We start from the raw sequence: 25,523 nt of genomic DNA on the forward strand, positions 1-25,523 counted from the left end.
CCGGCTACATGTCGCGCCCTGTCTGACATCCCTGTTGCGCATGCGCGTGCTGCGTATATTGTAAAAGACGCGAGAACGCTTTTTCAGTTATTTATCTCGGAATCCGAAAACGTTGCTTCAAGAAAGGATGCAACCCTTTGACTGACGAAAGCCTCCGGTTGGACCCAAATGAAACTGTCGATCTGACCAACTGTGACCGTGAACCTATCCAGTTTTTAGGCAATGTGCAGTCTTATGGCTGCCTGATTGCGACCTCGTCCGACTTTATGGTTAATCATGTGTCGGCGAACGTCCAAGAACTATTGAATATCGACCCAGATGCCGCGATCGGTGGCCGTCTGAATGATCTGTTGTCCCAACGCATGGTCCATGACCTGCGGACGAAGTTGCAGATGTTGAATGCGACAATGCCGACGGCCCGCGTCTTTGGTTATGACGTGCTTGAAAATGGCACTTACTTCGATATCTCTATCAGCTCTGTCGACCAGTCCTATGTATTTGAATTTGAACCGAAGGTTGCGCTGGAAACGCGCGACGAAATGAGCCTCGTGCAGCCGCTTGTTGCGCGTGTCACCCGTGCGCCAGACGTCATGAAGGCGTGCGAACAAGCCGCGGTCGCTGTGCAAGCCTTGTCGGGCTTTGACCGCGTGATGGTCTATAAGTTCGATGACGATGGTGCAGGCGAAGTGATCGCAGAAAAACGCCGCGCCCATATGAAACCGTTTCTTGGGCTGCGTTACCCCGCAAGCGATATTCCGAAACAGGCCCGTGCGTTGTATCTGCGTAGTCCGCTGCGCTTGATCTCGGATGTGGACGGGGCCGTTTCGCCTATCCTGCCTGCGACAAACGTCCATGGTAAACCGCTTGATCTGTCGCTTTGCGTGACCCGTGCTGTGTCCCCGATCCACTTGGAATACCTGCGGAACATGGACGTTGGCGCGTCGATGTCCATTTCAATCATCAAAGACGGAAAACTCTGGGGCCTGTTTGCGTGTCACCACGAAACGGCGCGTTACGTCGATTTTGAACGGCGCACAGCCATTGAGTTGTTCACGCAGTTCTTCACTTACGAACTGATCCAAAAGATGGAGCTTGAAACGCGGCTCAAGACCCAAGAAACCCGCCAGATGCATGACAATCTGATGGTGCAGATATCGGGCGGGGCCGACTTGATCGAAGGTTTCGATTCCATCGTTGGCGAATTGAGCGGTCTGATCGCAAACGATGGCATTGCGGTCTACACCGATGGCCGTTTTGCGTCGCACGGTGATACGCCAGATGAAGCAAGCTTTCGCAAGTTGGTGCGCTTTTTGAATACTGCGCCGTCCGGTCAGGTATTTTCGACGCATGCGTTGCCCGCGGTTTACCCTGCTATTGAGGACCAAGATGCCGATGTCGCCGGAGTTTTGGCTGTGCCCATCTCGCGCACGCCGCGCGACTATATCGTGTTTTTCCGCCGTGAAATCGTCAAATCGGTCAAATGGGCGGGTGATCCGAACAAGCCGGTCACAGTCGGACCAAACGGCACCCGTCTGACGCCGCGCAAAAGTTTCGACACTTGGAGCGAAATGGTCCGGAACACGTCCGCGCGTTGGTCCGAGGGTGAACAGATGGTCGCCGAAGGGTTACGGATTTCGTTGACCGAAATCGTCTTGAAACTGACGGATGAAGCAAACGAAACCCGCAGGAAAGCGGCCGACAAACAAGAACTTCTTGTCGCAGAGTTGAACCACCGCGTGCGCAATATCCTGAACTTGATCCAAGGGTTGGTCGCGCAAAGCCGTAGTGGCGCCTCTGATGTTGCGACCTATACAAAGGTTCTGGATGGACGGGTTCACGCGCTTGCCCGCGCGCATGACCAATTGACCAATCAGGAATGGTCACCAAGTTCTTTGCGTCAGTTGATTAACGTTGAAGGTCAGGCCTTTCTGCTGAATGGAAACGACCGTGTTAAGATCACGGGTGACGCCCCGATGCTGATGCCCGAAGCGTTTTCGACCCTCGCGCTTGTGATACACGAGATGATGACCAACTCTGCGAAATACGGCGCTTTGACGGATCGATCAGGGGCCGTGTCGATTGACCTGAAGGTCCAAGCGGATGGCGCATTGATCATTCAATGGCGCGACGTTGGTGGCCCGCCTGTGCAGGCCCCCCTGCGCCGTGGATTTGGGTCAACGATTATCGAAAAGACCATTCCTTACGAACTCAAAGGTAAGGTCGAAACACGATTTTTACTGACAGGTTTCGAGGCAGACATCACGATCCCGTCTCGCTTTATTTCCAGCGAAAAAGAACCGGTCGTGCCAAAAACACAATCGAACGATGCGAAACCGGTTACCCCGGATGTTCTTCTGTCCGGTGAAGTTTTGGTCGTCGAAGACAATATGGTCATCGCGCTGGATGCATCTGATATCATAAGTGATTGCGGGGCTGACCACGTGCATATGGCCGGATCCGTCGATGATGCGCTGGCAATTTTGGAAAAGGCTGACGTTTCCTTCGCTTTGCTCGATGTGAACTTGGGTGATCAGACGTCTCTTCCGGTCGCCGTTGTGCTTGCAGAACGCGGCATCCCGTTTGTGTTGGCGACTGGGTATGGCGACGCGCAAAGCATCACCGCAAATTACCCGCCAACGCACGTCGTGAAAAAGCCGTTCACTGCTGAAAAGCTAAAGGATGCCGTGTTCCGCGCGATGAACTGATCCGACTGCCTCGCTATTTCAAGACATCATTTGCGTACGACAATTTGGGCTGTCAGTGGCACCGCGGCCATCAACGCCGCGACCAACCAGAAGGCGCTGGGTAGGCTCGTCGCATCCGCCGTGAACCCGATCAGCGCGGGCCCAAGCAGCACCCCGGCGTAACCTGTCGTTGTCACCGATGCGATTGCCAGTCCGGCTGGCATGATCGTTTGACGCCCAGCGGCACTAAAGAAGATCGGCACGAGGTTTGCGGCCCCCAGTCCAATCAGGACAAATCCTGTAAATGCAGCGACCTGCGCGTCTGCCAGTAGGATCAACGCGACGCCGCATATCGTGATCATCCCGCCCGCGATCAGCACCCGAAATTCGCCCAATCGGCGGATGATCCGGTCACCGCCAAGCCGTGCGACAACCATGGCCACTGAAAACAGAATATATCCGATGCCTGCGTTCTTTGCTGTGCTCAGGTCCCGTTCGATGACCAGCAGGGCACCCCAGTCCAGCACAGCGCCTTCCACCAAGAATGTAATCGCTGCGAGCACGGCCAGCAGTAGGACGACGCCGCGCGGTGCAGCAAATGGTTCGGGGTCATTTCCGCTGACGGACAGCAACCGTGTACGGGTGTGCAGCATCGCGCCGCCCGCCAGAACCGCGCCGATCAGGGCAGTCAACGGGATCGGCACACCGACAGACAGCAATACCGTCACCATCGCGGCCCCAGCAAGACTGCCAATACTGAATTGTGCGTGGAAATTAGACATCAGCGGGCGCCCCTCGCGCCCTTCGACTTCGGCCCCGTGAACATTCATCGCAACATCCAAGGTGCCAATTGATGCTCCGAAAACAAACAACGTAACCCCCAATCCTATGGGCGTATTGACCAGTGCTAAAAGCGGCAGCATCCCAACAAGGCCGAAACCTCCGCACAGGATCATCAACCGTGCTCCTCGTCTCGCCGCAATCACACCTGTGACGGGCATCGCGACAATCGACCCAAGACCCAAGCAAAGCAGCAGTAAGCCAAATTGACCTTCATCCGCGCCAACATTGGCTTTGATAAACGGGAAAAGCGGGGCGCAGCAGGCCATCGCAAACCCCGCAACCAAGAACGCCAATCGCGTCGCAAGGCGTGCAGGCGCAGTTTCTGTGTAATCGGTCATGGCGGTCCTTCGGAGAATGAAATGTCTTGTGATTATGCGGTGATGACGCGCGCGCCCGCACGTGAAAGCGGCAGTGCCATCTCAGACAGGGCGTCGGTGACGATGTCGTCGATCTGGTCTAACGCCAGCGTGTGATGTCGGGCGCGGCGGCCAATCTTCGCGGCATCTGTCACAACCAGCGTTCGGGACGCGGCGGTTGCCATCGCGGCCTTCACCATTGCTTCGGCGTGATCATCGGAACTGAGGCCAAAGTCGCAGTCCAACCCACATGCGCCCAGCACCGCGATGTCCGCAGATAGCGTCGCGATCTTTGCATGTGTCACGTCGCCCGTCGCGATCCCGCCCGACGCGCTTAATGTGCCGCCTAACAAAAACACAGGGATGCTGCGTTCTTGGCAGGCGACCGCGATCCATGGTGACGGTGTCACCACAAGCCGTCCGGGGATGATCGGCAGACGCGCGGCAATTGCGAGCGTCGTCGTTCCACCGTCAAACAGGACCGTTGGGGCGTCTGCGATGCAGGCGATTGCTGCGTCAATCAGTGCCGTGTTGACGGGCGGTTGCTTCGCCAAGCGTGAATGTAACGGGGATGAAGGTGCTGCGATCGGCACTGCGCCACCGCGCACGCGTTGGGCTTTCCCGTCCGCTTCCAGCGCGAGAATATCGCGTCTGATCGTATCGAGAGAAACATAAAATTCGACAGCGACGTCTTGCGCAATGATCTGCCGTCCGTCCGCAAGACGTTCGGCCAAAACCTGTTGGCGCGTATCTGGGATATTTAGATTCATGCAAAATCCTGCAAAAAGCTGCAGAATCATGCATGCTCAATTTACGAGACCATCGTCAACTTCGGTGCCGCGGGAACAACAGGCTGTTCGATCTGTTTCGTGTCAGGCCACCGCAGGAACACAATCGCCGTATCCGTAATGCCTGCCGACTCCAGATCATCGGAAAGCTGGCGCACGCAGCTTTTGACGACCTTCTGCGAACTGCGTTGTGCGTGGGCCACTGCCGTGATTTCGATTTGGTCGACACCGTACAGGGCCTCGATCTGGGCACCGATATCTGCCGCAGCGCCAACTGCCATATAAAGCGCCACGCAGGTGCCCGGACGCATGTTCATCACGGCCTCGGGGACAACGTAGCCGTCTTGCAGGTGTCCCGTCGTCAGCACCAGCGTATTCACTTCGTCGCGGTCTGTCAGACTTTCGCCAATCGCAGCTGCTGCTGCGCAAGCAGCTGTAACGCCCGGTACAATTTCGACGTCGATGTCATGGGCTTTCAACGCGCGCGCCTCTTCGCCGCCGCGTCCAAAGACACCGGGATCGCCGCACTTCAACCGTACCACGCGCTGCCCGCGTTTTGCGGCAGAAATCAACGTTTGCGTGATCTTTTCCTGCGGCCAGCTATGGCATCCGGGGGCCTTGCCCACGTAAACGCGTTCGGCATCGCGGCGGGCCAGTTCCAAGATTTCAGGCTCCAGCAGGCGGTCGTAAAAGATCACGTCGGCTTCTTGCAAGCGTTGCACTCCGCGTAATGTGATGAGGTCCTTTGATCCCGGACCGGCTCCGACCAGCGACACGCTGCCCGCACCTTTTGCGTCAATCTCGCCTGTGGCGATCGCGTTCTTGATCAGGCTGGCCGCTTCGCGTTCTGCGCCGCGTGCGTGGGCTTCGCGCGGGGCTGCGTTAAAGACCCAGCGCCACAAATCACGCCGTGCGCGTGGGGCAAGACGGGCGGCGGCTGCGTCGCGCAACCGTCCCGCAAGTGCGGCAAGATCCCCAAGCCGCGGTTCCAACGCTTGTTCCATTTGCGTTTTGATCTGGCGGGCAAGAACGGGCGCTGTGCCTTCGGTGCCAATCGCCACGACAACAGGGTCACGGTCCACGATCGACGGGGTAATTGCGTCGCACAACGCAGGTTGGTCGACGACATTGACGGTCGCACCTGCATCCTTGGCAATCGCGTGGATCGCGGCATCGATGCCCGGGCAACCAGAGGCGACAAAGACCAAAGCGGTATCTTCAAAATGTGCGGCGGTAATCGGTGATGTGTCATGGCGCAATTTACCAGCGGCGGCGAGCGCTGACAGCTCTTCGTCCAAGGCAGGGGCCATCACAACGATTTCGGCTTCGGTTTTCAGGATCAACCGTGACTTTTGTGCGGCTTGTTCGCCGCCACCCACGATAACAACGCGACGGCCCGCCATTGTCAGAAACATCGGGAAGGTTTTCATGCGCTTAGTCCTTCTGTCTGATGGCGGCGATCCCAAAGATCATCAGCCATCGTTTGTGCGTCGGGTAAGGTTGGTGCGGCGCGCAGGGTCCACAAAGCCAGCGCAGCCGTTCCGGTGACCGTTGCTGTGGCGAAGCGATCCGTGCGGTGGCCTTGCCAGATTTGGCCAAGGTCCAGCGCGTCATCCGCTTCGTGCAAACGGCGGGTAACGGGCAAAAGCGCGGGCGCATCTTCGGCAATATGATCGCCACCGCGCAGACCAAACAGCGTGACGCCTTTGGACGGATGCCGTTCGAATTCGCCACCGCCGCCTTTGATAATCGTCAAATCGGTCTGGCCCAACAGATGCGCGGCTTCAGCCTGCAGACTGCGATATGACGGATGAAACACACCCTGTACGGTCGCGGCTGAACCCGACGGATTCCACATCCGTAGCACCGTGTTGATGCAGGATCGCAGGCCAAAAGTATCGCGCAATTTCAACAGGCGAAACGCGGCGGGCGCGACATCTTCGAGCGGGCTGTACGTGATGCTTGGCCCTGCCAAATGCAGGTGGTCACGAAGCGCCGCAGGGGCGTTCCAGCCATGCATCGAAACTTTATAGCCGGCCTGCGCAACCAACCTTGCCGACAGCAAAAACAGCGGCACACCGCGTGTCCGGCCCGCCGCATAAACGGGCCAATCCAGATCAGCCGCTGGGACGGTGCCATGCACATGATCTCGCAACGCGGCAGTAAACCCTGCGATTTCAGCGGGAACTTCGCCGCGTAAACGCAACACCATCAGCAATGCGCCGACGGCTTCGGGTTCCGCATCGCCCGACAGCATCAGCGTCATGGCAGCGCGGGCCTCATTCAGCGTCATAGGCCGTGCGCGCCCTTGGCCGCGGGCGACGATCTGGACATAGGGCGCGAGGCTCATTCGGCTGCCATCGGGATTGTTGCGCTTGCGATTAGTGCTGCCAATTCGGGTTTGCACGATCCGCAGTTGGTTCCGGCACCGGTGCAATCGCCTAAAGCTGGGACAGTTGCCGCGCCGCCCGCGATCGCGTTCAACAATGTGTTCCGGCCCACATTCAGACAGGCGCATACGGTCACACCGGGATCAGGACGATCAGCCGCAGGACGCCCGCTGAGCGCTGAAAGTGGCGCGTCGGTCGTGCCAATCGCGTTGATAGCCGTGTTGCGTGACAACGCGATGGGGGATTTGCCAAAGAAGCCAAGCGCCTGAACGACGCCATCTTGGGAAATCGCAATCCGCGTTGTGCCTGACGCGGGATCAGTCACAAGGGCGACATCGGCGTCAGCTAATCCAGTGAGCATGATCGTGAAATCAGCCCAGTCGTCGGGCATCGTCTGACCCGCCAATTCCATCTGCCAGCCTGTCTGCGTACGGGCGAGCGCTGCGTAATCGGCCGTCGGTTCCATCGCATTGGCACAGGCCACAAACCCGAACCAAGCGGCGTCGAATTTTGCAAGTGCTACATCGCCGCCTTTCAGGGCAGGTTGACCCGAAAACGGATCAGTCACGGGCGCGAGCGTCGCGTTCACTGTCCCGTTGCGGCTGCGCTGTTTCGTCCAATGCATCGGGGCAAAGGGTTGGCCAACGGCCACACGGTCAGTCACCAGAACACGCAGCACGGCTTGTCCGAAATCATTGCTGACTGTGACCAGATCACCGTCTGTAATACCTTTGGCATTCGCATCTTCGGGGTGTAGTTCCAAATAAGGTTCTGCCAGATGTGCCCCGAGTCGCGCAGTCTTACCGGTGCGCGTCATTGTGTGCCATTGATCGCGGTTACGGCCCGTATTCAAACGGAAATCTGTCTTGCTCAGGGTCGGGGCGGTTATTGGCAGCATCTTGGCTTTGCCGTCCGCGTGGTAGAATTTCCCGTCTGCAAAGAAGCGACGGTCGTTCGCGGGCCATTGTGTCGGGATCAGGTTCGCGTAGTCGGCATCTGCAAAAACGCTCAGATCCAAATCGCGGCCAAAGCCTGACACATCGGCGGACAGGGCGACGTATTCGGCGAAAACATCAGCTGGCGTCTCAAACGCGAATGCATCTCCAAATCCCATCTTCACAGCGACATCGCAGATGATTTTCCAATCCGCGCGCGTCTCACTCGGCATTGGCAGAAACGACCGTTGTCGCGATATTCGGCGTTCGGAATTTGTGACTGTGCCGTCCTTTTCGCCCCAACCAGCGGCGGGCAGCAATACGTCGGCCAGATCGCCCGTATCGGTGCGTTCCATGATGTCAGACACGACAACGAAAGGCACCGCTTTGATCGCATCAGCGACCGCATCGGCATTCGGCATCGACACGGCAGGGTTGGTTGACATGACCCACAAGGCTTTGATTTTGCCGGATGCACAGGCGTCGAACAGATCGACGGCTTTCAGACCCGCTTGCGTACAGATCGTGGGGCTTTCCCAGAAAGATTGCACCGCGTCACGGTGGTCCGCATTTTCGATATCGAGGTGATTAGCGAGCATATTGGCCAGACCACCAACTTCGCGACCACCCATTGCGTTAGGTTGTCCGGTCAGGGAAAACGGACCTTCGCCGACCTTGCCGATACGACCCGTCGCGAGGTGGCAATTTAGGATCGCGTTGACTTTGTCACTACCGCTGGCGGATTGGTTCACGCCTTGGGAATAAAGGGTCATGACCTTCTTGGTCCCCGTCCAAAGCGCGTAAAAGTCCTGCAACTCGATATCGGACAGACCCGTATCAGCGACGTCCGTGTCGCGGGCTGCGGCAATGGCTGCATCGAACCCATTGACGTGCGCATCAACGTAGTCTTGATCGACAGCGCCAGTGGCGACGATATGGCTCAGCAAACCGTTGAATAGTGCGACGTCACCGTCAGGTGCAATCCGGAGGTGCGTATCAGCCAGATCGCTTGTCGCAGTTTTGCGTGGATCAATATTGATCACCCGCATCTCTGGACGGGCCTCTTTCGCGGCGGCGATGCGTTGGTGCAGCACAGGGTGGCACCACGCAAGGTTCGATCCGACCAACACGATCACATCGGCCTGTTCCAAATCCTGATAGGTGCCAGGAACGGTGTCAGTGCCAAAAGCGCGTTTGTGCCCGACAACAGATGACGCCATGCAAAGCCGTGAATTCGTGTCGATATTGGCCGCCCCGAAATAGCCCTTCATCAGCTTGTTCGCGACGTAGTAATCTTCGGTCAGCAACTGGCCCGACACATAAAAGGCCACACTATCAGGACCGTGTTCGGCAATTGCAGCGCTGAATTTGTCGGCGACCAGTGACAGCGTGCTGTCCCAATCCGCGCGTTTGCCGTCGACCACCGGATGCAACAGGCGACCATCAAGATCGATGGTTTCGCCCAATGCCGTCCCTTTGGAACACAACCGCCCAAAGTTGGCAGGATGATCCGGATCGCCCTTCAACGTACCATCAGCCCCAGCAAGCACGCCGCAGCCAACACCACAATAAGGGCAGGTGGTCTTCGTCAGGGTCATTCCGCAGCCACCGCACGTCCGGTCAGCTGGGCCGCGTCGATCAGGATACGACCTGCGTCAACACGGGCGGGGTATGTGGCGACTTGGCCCACGTCTTGTCCCTGTGCCATACCCGTTTCCAAGCTGAACACCCAGTTGTGCAACGGGCAGGTAACGGATTTGCCATGCACGATCCCTTCGGCCAATGGCCCCTGTTTGTGCGGGCATGTGTTATCAAGCGCGAAGACTTCGTCATCCGCTGTCCGGAACACAGCGACACAGCCATGTGCGGTTTTCAACATCCGTGCGCCACGCGCGGGTACGTCGTCCAACGGTGCAACATCAATCCACTGGGTCATTCTGCGGCCTCCAACGATAGGTTTGCAAGCGGTTGATATGTTTCCGCTTTCTTCACGTGTTCCGCCCATGGATCATGGCGGTAGATAGTCTGAGACAGCTCGAAACGATCCACCAAAGCAGCGCGGTTATCCAGATCATCAACGATCTGTTCCTTGATCCAATCAAGCCCGACTTTGGCCATCCATTTGTAGATACGGTCAAGATATTTGGCCTGTTCGCGGTACAACTGCGATACGGCTTTGATAACTAGGATCGCTTCATCCTCGGTCGGGACCTGCACCAGCAGTTCGGTTTCTTTGACGTCCATGCCTGCCGCACCACCGATGCTGATCTGGTAACCACTGTCGACGCAGATCACGCCAATGTCTTTACAAGTTGCTTCGGCGCAGTTGCGCGGGCAACCGGACACGCCCAGCTTCAGCTTGTGCGGCGTCCAAGCACCGTGCAGCGTCTTTTCCAGCTTGATACCAAGACCCGTGCTGTCCTGCGTGCCAAAACGGCAATGATCCGTACCCACACAGGTCTTCACGGTGCGCAGGCCTTTGGAATAGGCGTAGCCGGACACCATGCCAGCGTCGTTTAGATCCTTCCAGATGCCCGGCAGATCCTCGCCCTTCACACCCAGCAAATCGATCCGTTGACCGCCAGTCACCTTTACGGTTGGCACCATGTATTTGTCGGCGGCGTCGGCAATAGCGCGCAGTTCGTCCGGCGTGGTGATCCCGCCCCACATCCGTGGCACGACACTAAACGTGCCATCTTTCTGGATGTTCGCGTGCTTACGTTCGTTGATAAAACGGGACTGCGGGTCGTCTTTGTATTCCAGCGGCCAGTCAGCCAGCAGGTAAAAGTTCAGCGCAGGGCGGCAGGTCGGGCATCCGTCCACCGTTTTCCATCCACATTCCTGCCAAACCGCGTTCATTGACGTCAGTTTCTGGGATTTGATCATGCGCCGCACGTCTTCGTGGGTCATGTCGGTGCAACCACACACGGTCGCCGCCGCTGGGATCACAAAGTCATCGCCAAGCGTGACGGCCAGAACCTGTTCAACAAGACCCGTACATGTCCCGCAAGACGCAGACGCCTTGGTTGTCGCCTTGATGCCAACAAGGTCCGTGGACCCCGCCGCAATCGCATCTTCGATTTCGCCCTTACAAATGCCGTTGCACCCACAGATTTCCGCATCACGCGGTAAGGCTGCAACGGCTGAGAGCGGGTCCACAGCGGCACCCCCCTGAAAGGCAGGGCCAAAGATCACCGTTTCACGCATATCGGCGATATCGGTTTTGTCTTTGATCAGGCCGAAGAACCAGTTGCTGTCGGCCGTGTCGCCGTACATCACCGCACCGACGATCACGTTGTTTTCGATGACCAAACGACGGTAGACGCCGCGCGCAGGGTCGCGGAACACGATGTCTTCGCGGCCTTCGCCTTCGGCAAAATCACCGGCACTGAACAGATCGCAACCCGTGACTTTCAGCTTGGTAGACAGCTCTTTCTGAACAAACGTCGCGTCTTCACCCAGCAGAGTTTTCGCGGCAACCTTGGCTTGATCGTAAAGCGGGGCAACCAAACCAAAGATCGCACCGTTATGTTCGACACATTCGCCAACGGCCAGAATATCGGGGTCAGACGTGACCATCTGGTCATCGACATGGATGCCTTTTCCAACAGCCAGACCCGCATCTTGGGCCAGTTTCACGTTTGGACGGATGCCCACGGCCATAACCAACAGATCACAGGGCAATTCAGTCCCGTCGTCAAGCAACAGGGCGCGCACCTTGCCGTTCTCACCAAGAATTTCTTTGGAGTTGGCAGAGCATTTAACCGTAATGCCTTTATCAACCAATGCTTTACGCAGCAGGTAACCAGCCGCTTCATCCAACTGACGTTCCATCAGGTGGCCCATGATATGGATCACGGTGACATCGACACCGCGTGCGGCCATGCCTGCCGCGGCTTCCAGACCTAACAGACCACCACCGATCACAACACATTTGTTGTCAGGACCAAGGTCCATCATTTTTTGCGTATCTTCCAGATCGCGGTAGGCAATCACGCCGTCCAGATCGTGACCGGGCAGGGGGATCATAAACGGGTTCGACCCAGTGCCAAACATCAGTTTGTCATAGGACAGCACATCGCCGTTTGCCGCGGTGATCGTCTTTGCTTCGCGGTCAATCGCATCAACTTTTTCGCCGAAACGGCAGGTTACATCATGTTCTGCATACCAAGCGTCGTCGTGCGTGACGATTTCTTCGTAGGTTTTGTCGCCCGCAAGAACAGGGGACAGCATGATGCGGTTGTAGTTCCCGCGCGGTTCCGCGTTGAACAGGGTGATTTTGATATCGGACCCTGCGCTACGTAAGTCTTCAATCGCGCGGCCAGTCGCCATGCCAGCGCCGATAATGATTAGATGGTCACTCATGTGATTTACTCCGCCGCAATTGCTGTGGCTTTGGGTTTCGGCTTTGCGCCGTGTTCGTATTCTTCAAGGAAATCGAGGACTTCCTGACGGTACGTGTAGTAATCGGGATGTTCGAGCAGAGCCTTGCGGGTGCGTGGACGTGGCAGTTTGACATCCGTAATTTTCCCGATTGTCGCCTGTGGGCCGTTGGTCATCATCACAACGCGGTCTGCCAACAAGATGGCTTCGTCCACGTCATGCGTCACACAGATCGCGGTTACTTTCGTGCGCGACCACACTTCCATCAGCACCTCTTGCAGTTCCCACCGTGTGAGACTGTCGAGCATGCCGAACGGTTCATCCAAAAGCAGCAGCTTCGGGGACAAAGCAAAGGCGCGGGCGATGCCCACACGTTGCTTCATCCCGTTGGAAAGCGACGCGGCGCCCTTATCCATACTGTCAGCGAGACCGACGCGCTCAAGGTAATATTCAATGACATCTTGGCGTTCCGCTTGGCTGGCTTTTGGGTAAACTTTGTCAACGCCAATCGCGACGTTTTCCTTGGCAGTCAGCCAAGGGAACAGGTTCGGCGATTGAAACACAACGGCGCGTTCCGGATCGGCACCTTCGACGTTCCAGCCATCCAATTTGATCGCACCTTTCGAGATGTCGTTCAGGCCAGCGGCCATCGTCAGGACAGTGGATTTGCCGCAACCAGAATGGCCGATCAGGCTGATGAATTCGCCCTTTTCCACCTTTAGATCGAAGTTTTCGACAACGGTCAGCGGACCTTTAGGCGTAGGGTATACTTTGTCCAACTGACTGAAGTTGAGGTACTTTTCCTCGATCCCGCCTTCTTGGGCCTTGAGAACAGCGGCAGGGACAGAATGGATCGGCGTGACGTTTGGCAACAGCTTCGTGTCAGCCGTTTTTGCCGCAATGCCGATATCCATCAGGTAAGTCGTCACATCCGCGCGCAAGCGTTTGAACGTGTCGTTGTTGTTCATTTCCATGCGGTCGCGGGGGCGCTGAAGATCAACTTTGAACTCTTCGCCCAAGGTCCCGTCGGGGTTCAGCGCGATGATCCGGTCGGCCAGCAAAATGGCTTCGTCCACGTCGTTTGTGATCAAGACGCAGGTCTTTTTATCTTCGGACCAGATGCCTTCGATTTCGTCCGCCAGATTGGCGCGTGTCAGCGCGTCAAGCGCGGACAGCGGTTCGTCGAGCAACAGCATTTCAGGGTCCATCGCAAGCGCGCGCGCCACGTTCACACGCTGGCGCATACCACCCGACAATTCAGAGGGGCGGCGCGTCGCAGCGTGGCTGAGGCCAACCATTTTGACGTAATGATCAACCTTTGCCTGACGTTCGTCTTTAGACAGGTTCGGGAACATCGTGTCGACGGCCAGCATGACGTTGCCGTTCACGGTCAGCCACGGCATCAGTGAATAGCTTTGGAAGATCACGCCGCGTTCACGACCCGGTTCTTTGATCTGCTTGCCTTTGAAGGTCACTTCACCCGATGTCGGGGTTTCTAACCCCGCCATTAGATTGATCAGTGTCGTTTTGCCTGTGCCGGAAAAACCAAGCAAAACAAGGAATTCACCTTCTTCGACAGTCAGATCAATGTTCTTCAAAACGTGGCTGGCGTGAGTGCCTGTACCAAAGCTTTTTGAGACGTTCTTGAATTCGAGAATGCTCATATCAATCACCGGTTATTCGAGAATGTGAACATGGATTGCAGCGCGAACATCACACGGTCGAGAAGGAAGCCGATGATCCCGATGGTGAACACTGCAACCATGATTTTGGCGAGAGACTGGGAAGATCCGTTCTGGAATTCGTCCCAGACGAATTTGCCAAGACCGGGGTTCTGGGCCAGCATTTCAGCGGCGATCAGAACCATCCAGCCCACACCCAAGGACAGGCGCAAACCGGTGAAAATAAGGGGCAAAGCGGATGGCAGAACCAGTTTTGTGATCTTGGTCCAAGTGTTCATTTTCAGTACGCGGGACACGCTGACGAGGTCTTTGTCGATCGATGCCACACCTAGGGACGTGTTGATCAACGTTGGCCACAGCGAACAGAGCGTCACGGTAATCGCTGAGATCAGGAAGGATTTTGAGAACATGCCGTCGTTGCTGGCATAAACCGCCGACACAATCATGGTCACGATGGGCAACCATGCGAGCGGTGAGACGGGTTTGAAGATTTGGATCAGCGGGTTCAGTGCGGCATTGGCTGTGGCCGACAAACCAGCGGCGATCCCGAGCGGAATGGCAAAAGCGGATGCGATCAGGAAGCCGAAGAAGACGGTTTTGATCGACGTCCAGATTTGGTCATAATATGTTGGTTTACCAGTATAAGTCCGTTCTTTCACACGGTCAGCTTGGCCGTTTGCGACGAGGTCTGCGTTGCGCTGTTCTTGGCGTTCGTAGAAGGCGACTTCTTTTTCGCCTTCGCGTACCGCGTCTGCGTGCAAGTTACCGACTTGTTCCCAAACCTGTGCAGGTCCTGGTACCGCGCCCAGTGATGTTTGAACCTTTGGTGCAAGGGCTGCCCACGCGCCTAAGAACAGGAAAATCGCCAGCAATGGCACGCCCAACAGACGCCAGATTTCGCCAAGCTGTGCTTTGGGGTTGTCGCCTGCTGCTGCTTTGAGGATCGGTGTGACCCATGCCAGACCCAGCACCTGAAACCACTTGTCGGCGGTGTTGATCCGGGTGAATAGCCGCGCGCGGCGGGCTTCGGAGGAAAGTGTTTCGGGATCGATGGCGGTCATGTCAAAGCCTCATTGGGGCGAAAAATGTGATGTCACAATGCGTGCACAACACGTGCACAATGCGTGCACCGCGCCGTCGTGACAGCGCGGTGCAGATTTAGGGGCGATTAGCCTTGGATTTCGGAGCCGACCACGATCTGGTCGCCCTTCAGGCCGATTGGCAGGCTGTCGATGTATGCGTTTGGTGTGCGACCGTCGAAGCCGATGCCGTCGATGATGTCAGCGGCTGGTGTTGGGGCTTTGAAACCGTCGCTGTCCCATGGGAAGTCAGCTTCGTTCGCCATGCCGTCGTCGACCAGCGCGCGGGCCGCATCAAGGTAGATGTCGGAACGGTAGACAGATTCAGCTGTTTCGATGAACCATTCGTCGGACTTTGGTTCAGCAATCTGACCCCAGCGGCGCATCTGTGTCAGGTACCAGATCGCATCGGATTTGAACGGGTATGTCGCGTTGTAGCGGAAGAACACGTTGAAGTCCGGAGCAGGGCGCACGTCGCCTTTTTCGAACTCGAAGAAACCAGTCATAGAGTTTGCGATCACTTCGGCGTCTGCACCGACGTATTCAGAGCGTGACAGGATTTCCACGGCTTCTTCGCGGTTAGCGTTGTCGTTTTCGTCCAACCACATCGCGGCGCGGATCAAAGCTTTGGTCAGCGCGATTGTTGTGTTCGGGTTTTCTTCGGCGAATTCGTCTGTGATGCCGAAGACCTTTTCAGGGTTGTTCTTCCACATGTCGTAGTCGGTGATGACCGGAACGCCGATGCCTTTGAACACAGCTTGCTGGTTCCATGGCTCGCCCACTGCGTAGCCGTAGATTGTACCGGCTTCCATTGTTGCGGGCATTTGTGGTGGAGGTGTCACAGACAACAGAACATCTGCGCCGATCTGACCAGAGATGTCTTCAGGGGAATAATAACCCGGCTCAAGACCACCAGCTGCCAACCAGTAGCGGATTTCGTAGTTGTGTGTGGAGACAGGGAAAACCATGCCCATGTTGAACGGGATACCTTGGTCTTTGTAGTCTTCGACGACAGGTGCCAAAGCTTCGGCGCTGATCGGGTGCTGTGGCAGGCCGTTGTCCATCATTGGAACGTTCGGCTTCATTTCTTCCCAGATTTCGTTGGAGACGGTGATCGCGTTACCGTTCAAGTCCATGGAAAATGGTGTGATGATGTGGGCCTCAGTCCCGTAGCCGATTGTCGCTGCCAATGGCTGACCAGCCAACATGTGCGCGCCGTCCAACTGACCGCCGATCACACCATCAAGCAATACTTTCCAGTTTGCTTGGGCTTCCAGCGTCACAAACAGCCCTTCGTCTTCGAAGAAGCCAAGTTCATAAGCGATGGCAAGCGGGGCCATATCTGTCAGTTTGATAAAGCCGAACGTCAGTTCGTCCTTTTCCAGTTCAAGCAATTGGGCCGTCGCGGTGGACCCCATAAGACTGGCCACCGTGGCAAGTGTGAAAGCAAAAGAAGTCTTCATTTATCTGTCCTTGTTGGCGGCCCTGTTAGACCTTTGGAAACGAAAAAAGCCGCACGTAGGGACACGGGGGAGGAGATCCGTAGTCCATACGAGCGGCTTTGCTCTGAATGCTGCACCACCATCGTTGGTCTGTGCGCGTAACGGGCTTCGATGCCCCTTGAAGATAATTTGCGGGCTGGGTGTCGGAACTTCAACGTGGATTCTGCAATGCAGCGGTTGAATCTGCTGCGGTGCAGAGATTGCTTAAAAACTGTGCGGTTTTAGCCGTGAAAATCGAAAGTTTTGCCATCGAAAAAGGCATCAGGCCCGAGAATCATGTTTCCACGGGTTGATGCGACCGCGGTCTCGTGGGCGAGCGCCCCTTCGACTTTTTCGGACGCACCGGGAAGATCGACACCAAGGCTGCCTAGGTTTTCGCGGTACAGATCGCTGCGGAAGCACCGTTTCGCTTCTGCGATGCTGTTATCGTCGGCCCCAAGCTGGGTTGCGATCCACGCGGCTTGACTGCGCCACGGGAACTGCGACGCATTTCGGAAGAACAGTAAGAAGTTGTCGATGTGGCGGGGGCCTATGGTCGGATCAAGTGTCACTTCACCGCTGATGCCCGGATCAATCAGGTCGTCGGTCAAATCGAGGTGTTCGCTGCGTGCGAGGATATCGACGGCCAAGGCCGCGTTGCTGCGTTGGCCGAGCCATTGGCCTGCTTTGTAGGTCGCCCGCATTAATGCACGTGTCGGTTCGGGGTTGTCGGTCACCCAGTTGGACCGCGCTGCCAGCACTTTTTCCGGCGCGAATGACCAGATTTGCGATCCTGTCAGGACGATGGCCGCTGCATTGTTTTTGACAGCAACGCTGCCCCACGGTTCGCCGACCCAAAACGCATCAACCTGCCCGTCAGCGATGGCTGCGGCCATGCGCGGCGGCGGGACAGTGATGACATCGGTTTTAATGTCAGGGCAACGCGCGAGCAGGTAAGACAGTAGTAGCCGATGCGTCGATGCGTGAAATGGCACGCCGATCCGCAGCGTTTTGCCGTGCTGTGCCAGTTTGGCAAGGATTGCGTCAGGATCGCCGTAGGGGACGGGGGCAAGTGCCGAGATCAACGCTTGGCTCAGCCCGAAGACCGTGCCGTTGACGGAAAGCACTGACAGCACATCGACGTCGGCGCGCACGCCACCGATGCCGAGGCGCAGTGCGATTGGCATCGGTGCCAGCATTTGGGCCGCATCCAACTGCCCAAGGATCAGGTTATCGCGCAGTGCCGACCAAGAGGGTTGCTTGATCAGCCGCAGATCAAGCCCTTCTTCAGCGGCAAAGCCCAATTCCTTTGCAATGAGCAGCGGAGCGCAGTCAACAAGTGGCAGGTAGCCGCAATTTAGAACGTGACCCTTCATGATAGCAGGTCCGCCGCAGTCACGAGCGCCGATGCAACGTCGATCACTTTACGGTTTTGGTCCATCGCGGTTTTGCGCAGCAGGGCGTAAGCCGCGTCTTCGTCGAGTTTGCGCTGCCGCATCAAGATGCCCTTGGCGCGGTCGATGGTCTTACGGTCCTCCAGCGCTTGTTTCGCTGCAGACAGTTCAGACTGCATTTTGCGCATGATCTGAAAGCGGGCAATGGCCGTTTCCAACACGGGTTTGATCCGGTTCTTTTGCAGACCGTCCACGACATAGGCGCTGACGCCAGCGTTCAAGGCCGCTTGGGTCAACCCTTCGTCAGTTTGGTCGACGAACATGGCGACGGCGCGGGCCTTTGTATCGGAGATCAGGCTGAGATGTTCCAGCGTGTCGCGGTCAGGATTGGCGATATCGATTAGCACGATGTCGGGGGATGATGTGCGGACGGCTTCGGCCAGTCCGGTGGTTTGGCCTATGACGGTCACGTCGGGCCAGCCGCCATCAACAAGCGCGTCGATAATTTCGCGTGCTTTTTCGGGGTCGGGTTCGACGACAAGAATACGGGTGGCCATTTGCATGGCGCAAGATGTGTCCCACAGGGGCGGCAAACACGAGAGGCAGAGCTGTGTTTCAGGCCTTCGATTTTGCGTGCGCGACGGGACGCTAGGATTTTGGGCGAAACGCACATTTTTTGGTCGTATGCGGGATCAGGCGACAGTGAACCATTGGTTGTACTTTGAAAGCGTTCTGCGCATACCGAACCCATAATTATCCCCAATCAGTACATGGATGGATCAGCAATGACGAAAGTGGCAATTATCACGGGCGGCCTGTCCGGTATGGGACTTGCGATTGCAAAGCGGCTTCATGCTGCGGGCACAACTGTCTGCATCGGGGCGCGGCGCGGCAATGATCCCGCAGCTGTGGCCAAGCTACATGAACAGATCGGCGCACCTATTGCGGTCGCTGGACTAGATGTGCGTGACAGTGCGAGCGTGGCAGCCTTTGTTGAAAAGGTCGTAGTAGATCACGGGCGTGTCGATATTTTGGTGAACACTGCCGGAGTGTATGAAGAAGCCCCCGTTATTGGCCATTCTGACCAGATTTGGGATGACACCATTGATACAAACCTGACTGGTACGTTCAAAATGATCCGTGCCGTGATGCCGGGGATGGTTGCGCAGAAATTTGGCCGGATCATCAATCTGGCGTCCGTTGCCGCCCACAACGGGATGCCTGACAACGCCGCTTATTGCACGTCAAAAGCGGGCCTTTTGGGGCTTGGCCGGTGTGTTAGTCTGGAAGGTGCAGCGCATGGTGTGACCTGCACAAGCATCAGCCCGACGTGGGTCGAAACCGAGATGCTGAAGCAATTCGTCGATCAGGAAATTGCAGATACGGGGGCGACCCGTGCAGAGGTGCAGGCGAAATACGAGGCGTCCAATCCGCAAGGCGCGTTGGTCCAGCCGTCCGAAATCGCTGATCTCGTTGCGTTCTTGGTCAGCGACGCTGGTCGCGCCATCACGATGGAAGATATTCAGGTCAACGCGGGATCGCTGTGGTAGGTACCGCGTCGCGGCCAAACCTTGCGTTTAGCAATGCGGTGGGGTCACTGATGTGATCAAAAGGCAGGTCAGATATGGCCTGCCATGCCGCCTGCGCCTTTTCGTGGGAAAGGGTCGCGTCGGCGTGCAAGACGGATAGATCGGCGACAATTAGCGCTTTCTGTGCGTCGCTGAGCGGTGCTTTGTCCAACCACGTTTGCACTGGTAGTTTTGTATAATCAGTGTCTTCACCAGTGGCCCAAATGTTGGGTGTCAGGTTGTAGGTTTGGGTCCCGTGGGGCTGCCCGACCTCTGCTAAGAATTGCGCGGCGTGGTGCACATCGATCATCCGGAACATTAGACCATCGGGCACCGCATGGATCGCGCGGCAGGCTGTCATGATAGTCTCGTAAATGTCGTTCGGGTTAGGCTGCGTGATGCTGTAAAGCGACGGGAGCCGCACGATAGTTGCCGGAATACCGGAGGCCGCGATCATCGCTTCGGCTGCGATTTTTGCAGCACCGTAGCCGCCGCAATTGTGGTAGACGGTCGTTGCTGTTTCCGGATGCCGCTCGCCTGTGTCGGGGAACACCGCAGAGGTGGACGAGAACCGCAGATCGGCCTGCGCGTCCTTGCAGAACTGCAGGATGTTTTCCATGCCGTCCTTTGACCAATCTTCCATCGTGTCGCGATCCACGGCGAGGTTCACCATCGCGGCGCAATGTACCACGCTTTGTGTGGCATCGCAGAGCGATTGATACTGGGTTGCGGGCAGCCCAAATTGCGGGTCTTCCAGCGCTGCGGTGATGATCCTGACGCGGTTCATCGGCACGCCGCTGTCGGTCGCGATGTCGCGCATCCGGTCCGTCGCGTCCCGTCGTTTGGGGCGGACGAGGCAATAGATGACGTGGTCGTCCGGCAATGATTTGGCTGCTGCTGTGAGCACGTGACGCCCTAGAAATCCGGTCGCCCCTGTCAGCAATATGCCCGGGGTGTCGAAGGTGCTGTCCGGCTTTGGCGCGATCATCGGTTCGGTCAGGATTTTGTGCAAACGGTCGAGCGGGACGTTCAACGCAAAATCGAAATCGACCCGACGCCCATAGGCGGTTTCAAGCGCGAGAACGAGCGTCACGGCCATCAGTGAATCCCCGCCAAGGTCATGAAAGGATAGGCTCGGGTCGATCATGTCAGCTGCGCACCCAAGCGCCTTGGCCGCTTCGGACACGGTCGCGCGCGTGTCTGTTTCAGTGGTTTGCGCCTGTGCGCCCGCGACCTTGGGCAGTGCCTTGAAATCGCATTTTCCAGACACCGTATTGATCGGGATTTCAGGCAGGGCGACCAGATAGCTGGGGATGCAATAGGCGGGCAGGGCTTTGCGCAACGCCTTTGCCAAGGCGGGTGGGATGCGGTTTTCGCCCGCGTTGAGGCCCCATTTCGTGGCGTTATCAGTCGTTTGCGCGGCGGTAGCTGCGTAATAGAACACCAAGGCGTTGCCTTGGCCCGCGACGTCCTGGATCCATGGGACTGCCTGTTGAAAGCCGATAAAGCTTGCCAAGGATGCCGTCAGGTCTTGGGTCTGGATACTGTGCCCGCGCAGTTTCAGCATATGCGCCACGCGACCCAAAACGTGGATCATGCCGTCTTCGCCGACGAAGCCTTGATCGCCGGTGTCGTAGAGCCGTGTGTTTTGGTCATCAAGTGTCAGGTTGCGGAACCGCAGTGCTGTTTCTTGCGGGCGGTTGACGTAGCCGGGCCCCAACATGCGCGGTCCTTCGAAATGTAGCAAACCGGGGGTGCCTGTGGGGCACGGGTCGTCATTATCGTCCAAAATGACTGGGCGCAGATAGGGCATTGCGACGCCAACGGCGCCTGCGCTGCGGTCGGTTGCCGAGACGTTAGTCATCGCGATGTCGTGGGTTTCGCAGATGCTGTAGAGGTTCCAGAGCGTGGCATTCGGCAGCTTTTCCTGCGCGGCTGCGATCAGGGCGTCGGTGACGACTTCGCCGTTGAGGATGATCCGTTTGAGCGGCACGTTTTGCATCATTTCTGTGGTCGATGCCTGCAACGTTTTGTCCAAGGCGGACGGCGTGAACAGCATCTCGGAAATGTTGTGTTCGATCAGGAATGCCGCCAATTCGCGTGGGTTCAGCAGTTGTTCGAAGGTTGGAAAGCAGACACGTGCGCCATCGCGCAAAGGGCGGAACATTTCCCAGATCGCAAAGATATAGGCCCCGATGGATTGGCCTGGCGCGTAGGGCGTGTAGGCGTCGCGCCATGCGTAGGACAAGAATGCGGCTTCTTGCGTGACGGGGATGCACTTTGGTTTGCCTGTCGTGCCGGAGGTCGCGACGATGTAGATCGCATCGTCCGATTTTACCTGTCCGGCTTCGATTGCGCCTTCAGGTGCGGGGGCGCGTTCAGAAATGATTTGTGGGATGTCGACCAAGTCGCAACCCGTCGGCAATTGCCCATCTTTGGCGGGTTGGCACTGCAGAACAGTTTTCGTTTCCAGTTCGGCAAGGATATTGGCCAGAACGTCTGTGGGCATTGCCGGATCGAGGTGCACAAAGGGGCGGCCCATCACGATGCAGGCCGTCGTTGCGGCCCCAAATACTGATGAAGGCTTGCCAAAAACAGCCACGGGACCGAGGGCTGGAAGATGTGTCTTCAAGGCGTGAGCGAGCCGAGAGATGTCGTTATATGTCAGGCAAAGATCGGCGTCAGAAAACGCTGTGGCGTCTGCGTATTCTGCAATGGCTTTGGCAATTTGATCTGGGATGGTGTGGTGGCCGGGTAGGAATTGGGTCAAAAATGCAGGCTCCGAAAGCGTCACTTTGTCCGCGATTTGCGACATCGTGCGAATGTGTGAAGACTGCATCGCGAAAAACGTTGGGATTGGCAATATCAAAGCGGCACCTCTCGACCGAATGGACGAGGTGAGCGAAAATTTGCACAGATGTTAAGCGGAGTGGCGGGTTATCGCGGCAGGGTTTCGAGCGTTTCCAAGATCGGGCAATCGGGGCGATCATCGCCAGCGCACTTGGTCACTAAAGTCGACAGTGTATCGTGGATGGATTGCAAATCCGCGATCTTGTTTTCGATCTGAGCGAGGTGTTGTTTGGCTATGGCGCGCACGTCGCCGCTAGCCCTGTCTTTGTCATCCCAAAGCGCCAATAGATTGCGGCAGTCGTCGATCGTGAACCCCAAGGCGCGGGATCGTCCGATGAAAGCCAGCTTGTGAATATCGGCGTCCTGAAAACTGCGATACCCGTTGGCGTCGCGTTGCGGTTTGATCAACCCGATGTCTTCGTAATATCGGATCGTTTTCGGCGGTAGATCGGTGCGTTTTGCGACGTCTCCGATGTTCATGAGCGTGCGTCCTCTGCCATGGGGGCGTTGACCCAGCGAAGTCGCAACGCGTTGGTGACGACAAAAACGCTGGAAAGTGCCATCGCGCCGGCCGCGAGCGCGGGGGACAACAACAGATTGAAAAGCGGGTAAAAAACGCCTGCCGCGACTGGGATCAGAAGCGCGTTGTAGCCGAACGCCCAGAACAGGTTTTGCTTAATATTACGCATGGTTTTCTGGCTGAGGTGTAGCGCGTTGACGACGCCCCGCAGATCGCCTGACATGAGTACGACGTCGGCGGCTTCAATCGCGATGTCGGTGCCTGTGCCGATGGCGATGCCGACGTCTGATGCGGCCAAAGCGGGCGCGTCGTTGATGCCATCCCCGACAAATGCGGTCTGTGTGCCGTTTTGCTGCAAGGTTTGGATCGCGGCGACTTTGCCATCAGGCAGGACCTCTGCCACGACTGTATCGATGTTCAATTGGGTCGCGATGGCCTGTGCGGTGGCCGCGTTATCGCCCGTGATCATGGCGACGGATAGGCCAAGGTCATGCAGGGCTGCAATCGCCGTTTTACTGTTTGGCTTGATCGGATCAGCGACCGCGATGATAGCGGCAAGTTTGCCGTCGATTGCCGCATAGAGCGGTGATTTGCCTTGTTCGCCGAACTTTGTGTGCGGGACGTCAATTGCGATCTGTTCGCGCGCCATTAGGCGGTCCGCGCCGACGAGTATTTCGTGGCCGTCGACTGTTGCTTTGGCACCGTACCCTGTGATCGCTGTGAAATTGTCGGGAGGCGTCAGGGTCAGGTATTGCGCCTTTGCTGCACGCACAATGGCGGCGGCGATGGGATGTTCAGATTGCGCTTCGACAGAGGCTACAAGTCGCAGCACGTCGTCATGCCTAAAGCCATTCAGTGTTTCAAAATCAGTCAGTTCAGGGCGGCCTTTGGTCAATGTGCCCGTCTTATCAAAGGCGACCGTCTGCACTTGGCTAAGCGTTTGCAGCGCGGTGCCTCGGCGGAAAAGAACGCCCAGCTCTGCCGCCCGTCCGGTGCCGACCATGATTGAGGTTGGTGTCGCCAACCCCATAGCGCAAGGGCAGGCGATGATCAGGACCGCGACGCCAGCCACTAGGGCAAAGCTGAATGATGGGCCAAAGACCAGCCATGCAATGATCGTCAGGCAGGCAATCGCCATGACTGCGGGAACGAACCATAGGGTGATGCGGTTGACCAGATCTTGGATCGGCAGTTTGGCACCTTGTGCGTCGGACACCATGCGGATGATCTGCGCCAAAGTGGTGTCTGCGCCCACCTTTGTCGCCGTGTAGGTTAACGCGCCGTTGCCATTGATCGTGCCGCCGACAAGTGCGGCCCCTACGGTTTTTTCAACCGGCACAGGTTCGCCCGTGATCATGCTTTCGTCCACGTAGGATGTGCCTGCGGTCACTGTGCCATCGACCGCGATCCGTTCGCCGGGGCGGGTTTGGATGATGTCGCCGGTGATGATGCTGTCGACATCTGTGGGGGTGAAGGTGCCATCGCGTTCAACAAGGGCGGTTTGGGGGCTGAGTTTGACCAGTTTGCGAATGGCGTCGCCAGTGCGGCCTTTTGCGCGTGCCTCTAGATATCGTCCGAGCAGGATGAGCGTGACGATGACTGCTGCTGCCTCAAAATACACGGTTTGTGTGCCGTCCGGCAAAATAGCGGGCGCGAAAAGCGCGACGGTGGAAAAGCTCCATGCAGCCCCGGACCCAAGTGCGACGAGGCTGTTCATATCGGGCGCAGCTTTGGCAAGGGCAGGGATGCCTTTGGTGAAGAACTGCCGTCCGGGCCACGCCAGCACGATGGTGGTCAGCACAAATTGCACGGTCCAACTTGTACCCATTCCGATGGTGGACATCACCCAATGATGGAAGGCGGGGATCATGTGACCGCCCATTTCGAGGATAAAGACAGGCAGGGTGAGCATCGCAGCAATGAAGGTTATCTGCTTCAGGGTCGCGGCCTCTGAGGCTTTGGTGTCATCGGGGGCGGGGTGATCGTCTGCGATCAGTGTGACGGGGTATCCGGCTTTGGCGGCGGCGGCTGTGACTGAAGGTGTGATATGTGCGTCGACAGAAACCACGGTCAGTTCATCATTCGCGAGGTTCGCGGCGGCGGACACGACACCCGGCAGATCCATGACGGCGCGTTCGACGCGGCCGACACAGGATGCGCAGCTTAGGTTTTCGACCGTGAAACGTGTGGTGTTTAAGGCTGCGGGGTAGCCAGCCGTGTCGAGGGCGGAGACAGCATCTGTGGCTGAGAAATCTGGTGAGACCTGCAGTTTCGCGGTTTCCGTAGCGAAATTGACGTCTGCCACCACAACGCCTGAAACCGCACGCAAAGCCGTTTCGGCCCGCCCGACGCAGGATGCACAGCTAAGCTGTGTGACGCCAAGGGTCAGAGTTTGCGGGTCATTCATTGTGATTGCTTTCGTGTGATCATCACAAGGGGATATAGGGCTTCCAGTGACTGGAAGGTCAAGGGCGATAGGTGATCTTTTGCGACGAAATGAAAGTCTGGTGACAAATTGCCCGCCAATCTGGTATACTAGAATCCATAAGCCCAAGCGCGGGGGAGCGTTG

17 protein-coding genes are annotated in these 25,523 nt (G+C 57.1%); 2 read left to right on the forward strand and 15 right to left on the reverse strand.

Annotated features, from left to right (window positions below):
• Positions 1 to 137: 137 nt before the first annotated feature.
• Positions 138 to 2,705: a GAF domain-containing protein gene (locus K3729_06300; protein UWR00383.1), complete on the forward strand. Its 2,568-nt coding sequence runs from the start codon at positions 138 to 140 to the stop codon at positions 2,703 to 2,705.
• A 26-nt stretch (positions 2,706 to 2,731) separates the two neighbouring features.
• Here the strand turns inward: K3729_06300 and K3729_06305 are convergent, their stop codons facing one another.
• The 12 genes from K3729_06305 to K3729_06360 all read right to left on the reverse strand — a co-directional run bounded on the left by K3729_06305 (position 2,732) and on the right by K3729_06360 (position 18,578).
• Positions 2,732 to 3,865: an MFS transporter gene (locus tag K3729_06305; protein UWR00384.1), complete on the reverse strand. Its 1,134-nt coding sequence runs from the start codon at positions 3,863 to 3,865 to the stop codon at positions 2,732 to 2,734.
• Positions 3,866 to 3,897: 32 nt separating this feature from the next.
• Entirely contained in the window at positions 3,898 to 4,653 is a 756-nt protein-coding gene (locus K3729_06310; protein UWR00385.1) for a DeoR/GlpR family DNA-binding transcription regulator, read from the reverse strand.
• A gap of 41 nt (positions 4,654 to 4,694) precedes the next feature.
• Positions 4,695 to 6,101 (reverse strand): siroheme synthase CysG, encoded by a 1,407-nt coding sequence (cysG, locus tag K3729_06315; GenBank protein UWR00386.1) that lies wholly within the window; start codon positions 6,099 to 6,101, stop codon positions 4,695 to 4,697.
• Positions 6,098 to 7,021, reverse strand: coding sequence for a glycosyl transferase family 3 (locus K3729_06320; GenBank protein ID UWR00387.1), 924 nt, complete (start codon positions 7,019 to 7,021; stop codon positions 6,098 to 6,100). The genes cysG and K3729_06320 overlap by 4 nt, the downstream gene beginning before the upstream one ends.
• Complete coding sequence (locus tag K3729_06325; GenBank protein UWR00388.1) at positions 7,018 to 9,594, reverse strand: nitrate reductase; 2,577 nt, start codon at positions 9,592 to 9,594, stop codon at positions 7,018 to 7,020. The genes K3729_06320 and K3729_06325 overlap by 4 nt, the downstream gene beginning before the upstream one ends.
• Positions 9,591 to 9,932: a nitrite reductase small subunit NirD gene (gene nirD / locus K3729_06330; protein UWR00389.1), complete on the reverse strand. Its 342-nt coding sequence runs from the start codon at positions 9,930 to 9,932 to the stop codon at positions 9,591 to 9,593. The genes K3729_06325 and nirD overlap by 4 nt, the downstream gene beginning before the upstream one ends.
• Positions 9,929 to 12,361 (reverse strand): nitrite reductase large subunit NirB, encoded by a 2,433-nt coding sequence (nirB, locus tag K3729_06335; protein ID UWR00390.1) that lies wholly within the window; start codon positions 12,359 to 12,361, stop codon positions 9,929 to 9,931. Before nirB ends, nirD begins: the two co-directional genes overlap by 4 nt.
• A gap of 5 nt (positions 12,362 to 12,366) precedes the next feature.
• Positions 12,367 to 14,043 carry a nitrate ABC transporter ATP-binding protein gene (locus K3729_06340; GenBank protein UWR00391.1) on the reverse strand — a complete coding sequence of 559 codons (1,677 nt, stop codon included), beginning with the start codon at positions 14,041 to 14,043 and terminating at the stop codon, positions 12,367 to 12,369.
• 5 nt (positions 14,044 to 14,048) lie between these two features.
• A complete protein-coding gene (locus K3729_06345; protein UWR00392.1) occupies positions 14,049 to 15,122 on the reverse strand; it encodes an ABC transporter permease in 1,074 nt (357 codons plus the stop codon).
• 107 nt (positions 15,123 to 15,229) lie between these two features.
• The gene (locus K3729_06350; GenBank protein ID UWR00393.1) at positions 15,230 to 16,603 is read right to left on the reverse strand and encodes an ABC transporter substrate-binding protein; all 1,374 of its coding nucleotides are present in this window, start codon (positions 16,601 to 16,603) and stop codon (positions 15,230 to 15,232) included.
• A 260-nt stretch (positions 16,604 to 16,863) separates the two neighbouring features.
• Complete coding sequence (locus K3729_06355) at positions 16,864 to 17,997, reverse strand: ABC transporter substrate-binding protein (GenBank protein UWR00394.1); 1,134 nt, start codon at positions 17,995 to 17,997, stop codon at positions 16,864 to 16,866.
• On the reverse strand, positions 17,994 to 18,578 hold the full coding sequence (locus tag K3729_06360; GenBank protein UWR00395.1) for an ANTAR domain-containing protein: 585 nt from the start codon (positions 18,576 to 18,578) through the stop codon (positions 17,994 to 17,996). The genes K3729_06355 and K3729_06360 overlap by 4 nt, the downstream gene beginning before the upstream one ends.
• A 222-nt stretch (positions 18,579 to 18,800) precedes the next feature.
• Between K3729_06360 and K3729_06365 the strand changes: the two genes are divergently transcribed.
• Positions 18,801 to 19,565: an SDR family oxidoreductase gene (locus K3729_06365; GenBank protein UWR00396.1), complete on the forward strand. Its 765-nt coding sequence runs from the start codon at positions 18,801 to 18,803 to the stop codon at positions 19,563 to 19,565.
• Here the strand turns inward: K3729_06365 and K3729_06370 are convergent.
• The 3 genes from K3729_06370 to K3729_06380 form a co-directional block, all read right to left on the reverse strand.
• Positions 19,543 to 22,452, reverse strand: coding sequence for an AMP-binding protein (locus K3729_06370; GenBank protein UWR00397.1), 2,910 nt, complete (start codon positions 22,450 to 22,452; stop codon positions 19,543 to 19,545). The genes K3729_06365 and K3729_06370 overlap by 23 nt on opposite strands.
• 68 nt (positions 22,453 to 22,520) lie before the next feature.
• On the reverse strand, positions 22,521 to 22,913 hold the full coding sequence (cueR, locus tag K3729_06375; protein UWR00398.1) for a Cu(I)-responsive transcriptional regulator: 393 nt from the start codon (positions 22,911 to 22,913) through the stop codon (positions 22,521 to 22,523).
• A complete protein-coding gene (locus K3729_06380; protein ID UWR00399.1) occupies positions 22,910 to 25,360 on the reverse strand; it encodes a heavy metal translocating P-type ATPase in 2,451 nt (816 codons plus the stop codon). The genes cueR and K3729_06380 overlap by 4 nt, the downstream gene beginning before the upstream one ends.
• Positions 25,361 to 25,523 lie beyond the last annotated feature (163 nt).

Source organism: Rhodobacteraceae bacterium S2214, from assembly GCA_025141675.1.
In the GTDB taxonomy this organism is placed as follows: domain Bacteria; phylum Pseudomonadota; class Alphaproteobacteria; order Rhodobacterales; family Rhodobacteraceae; genus Yoonia.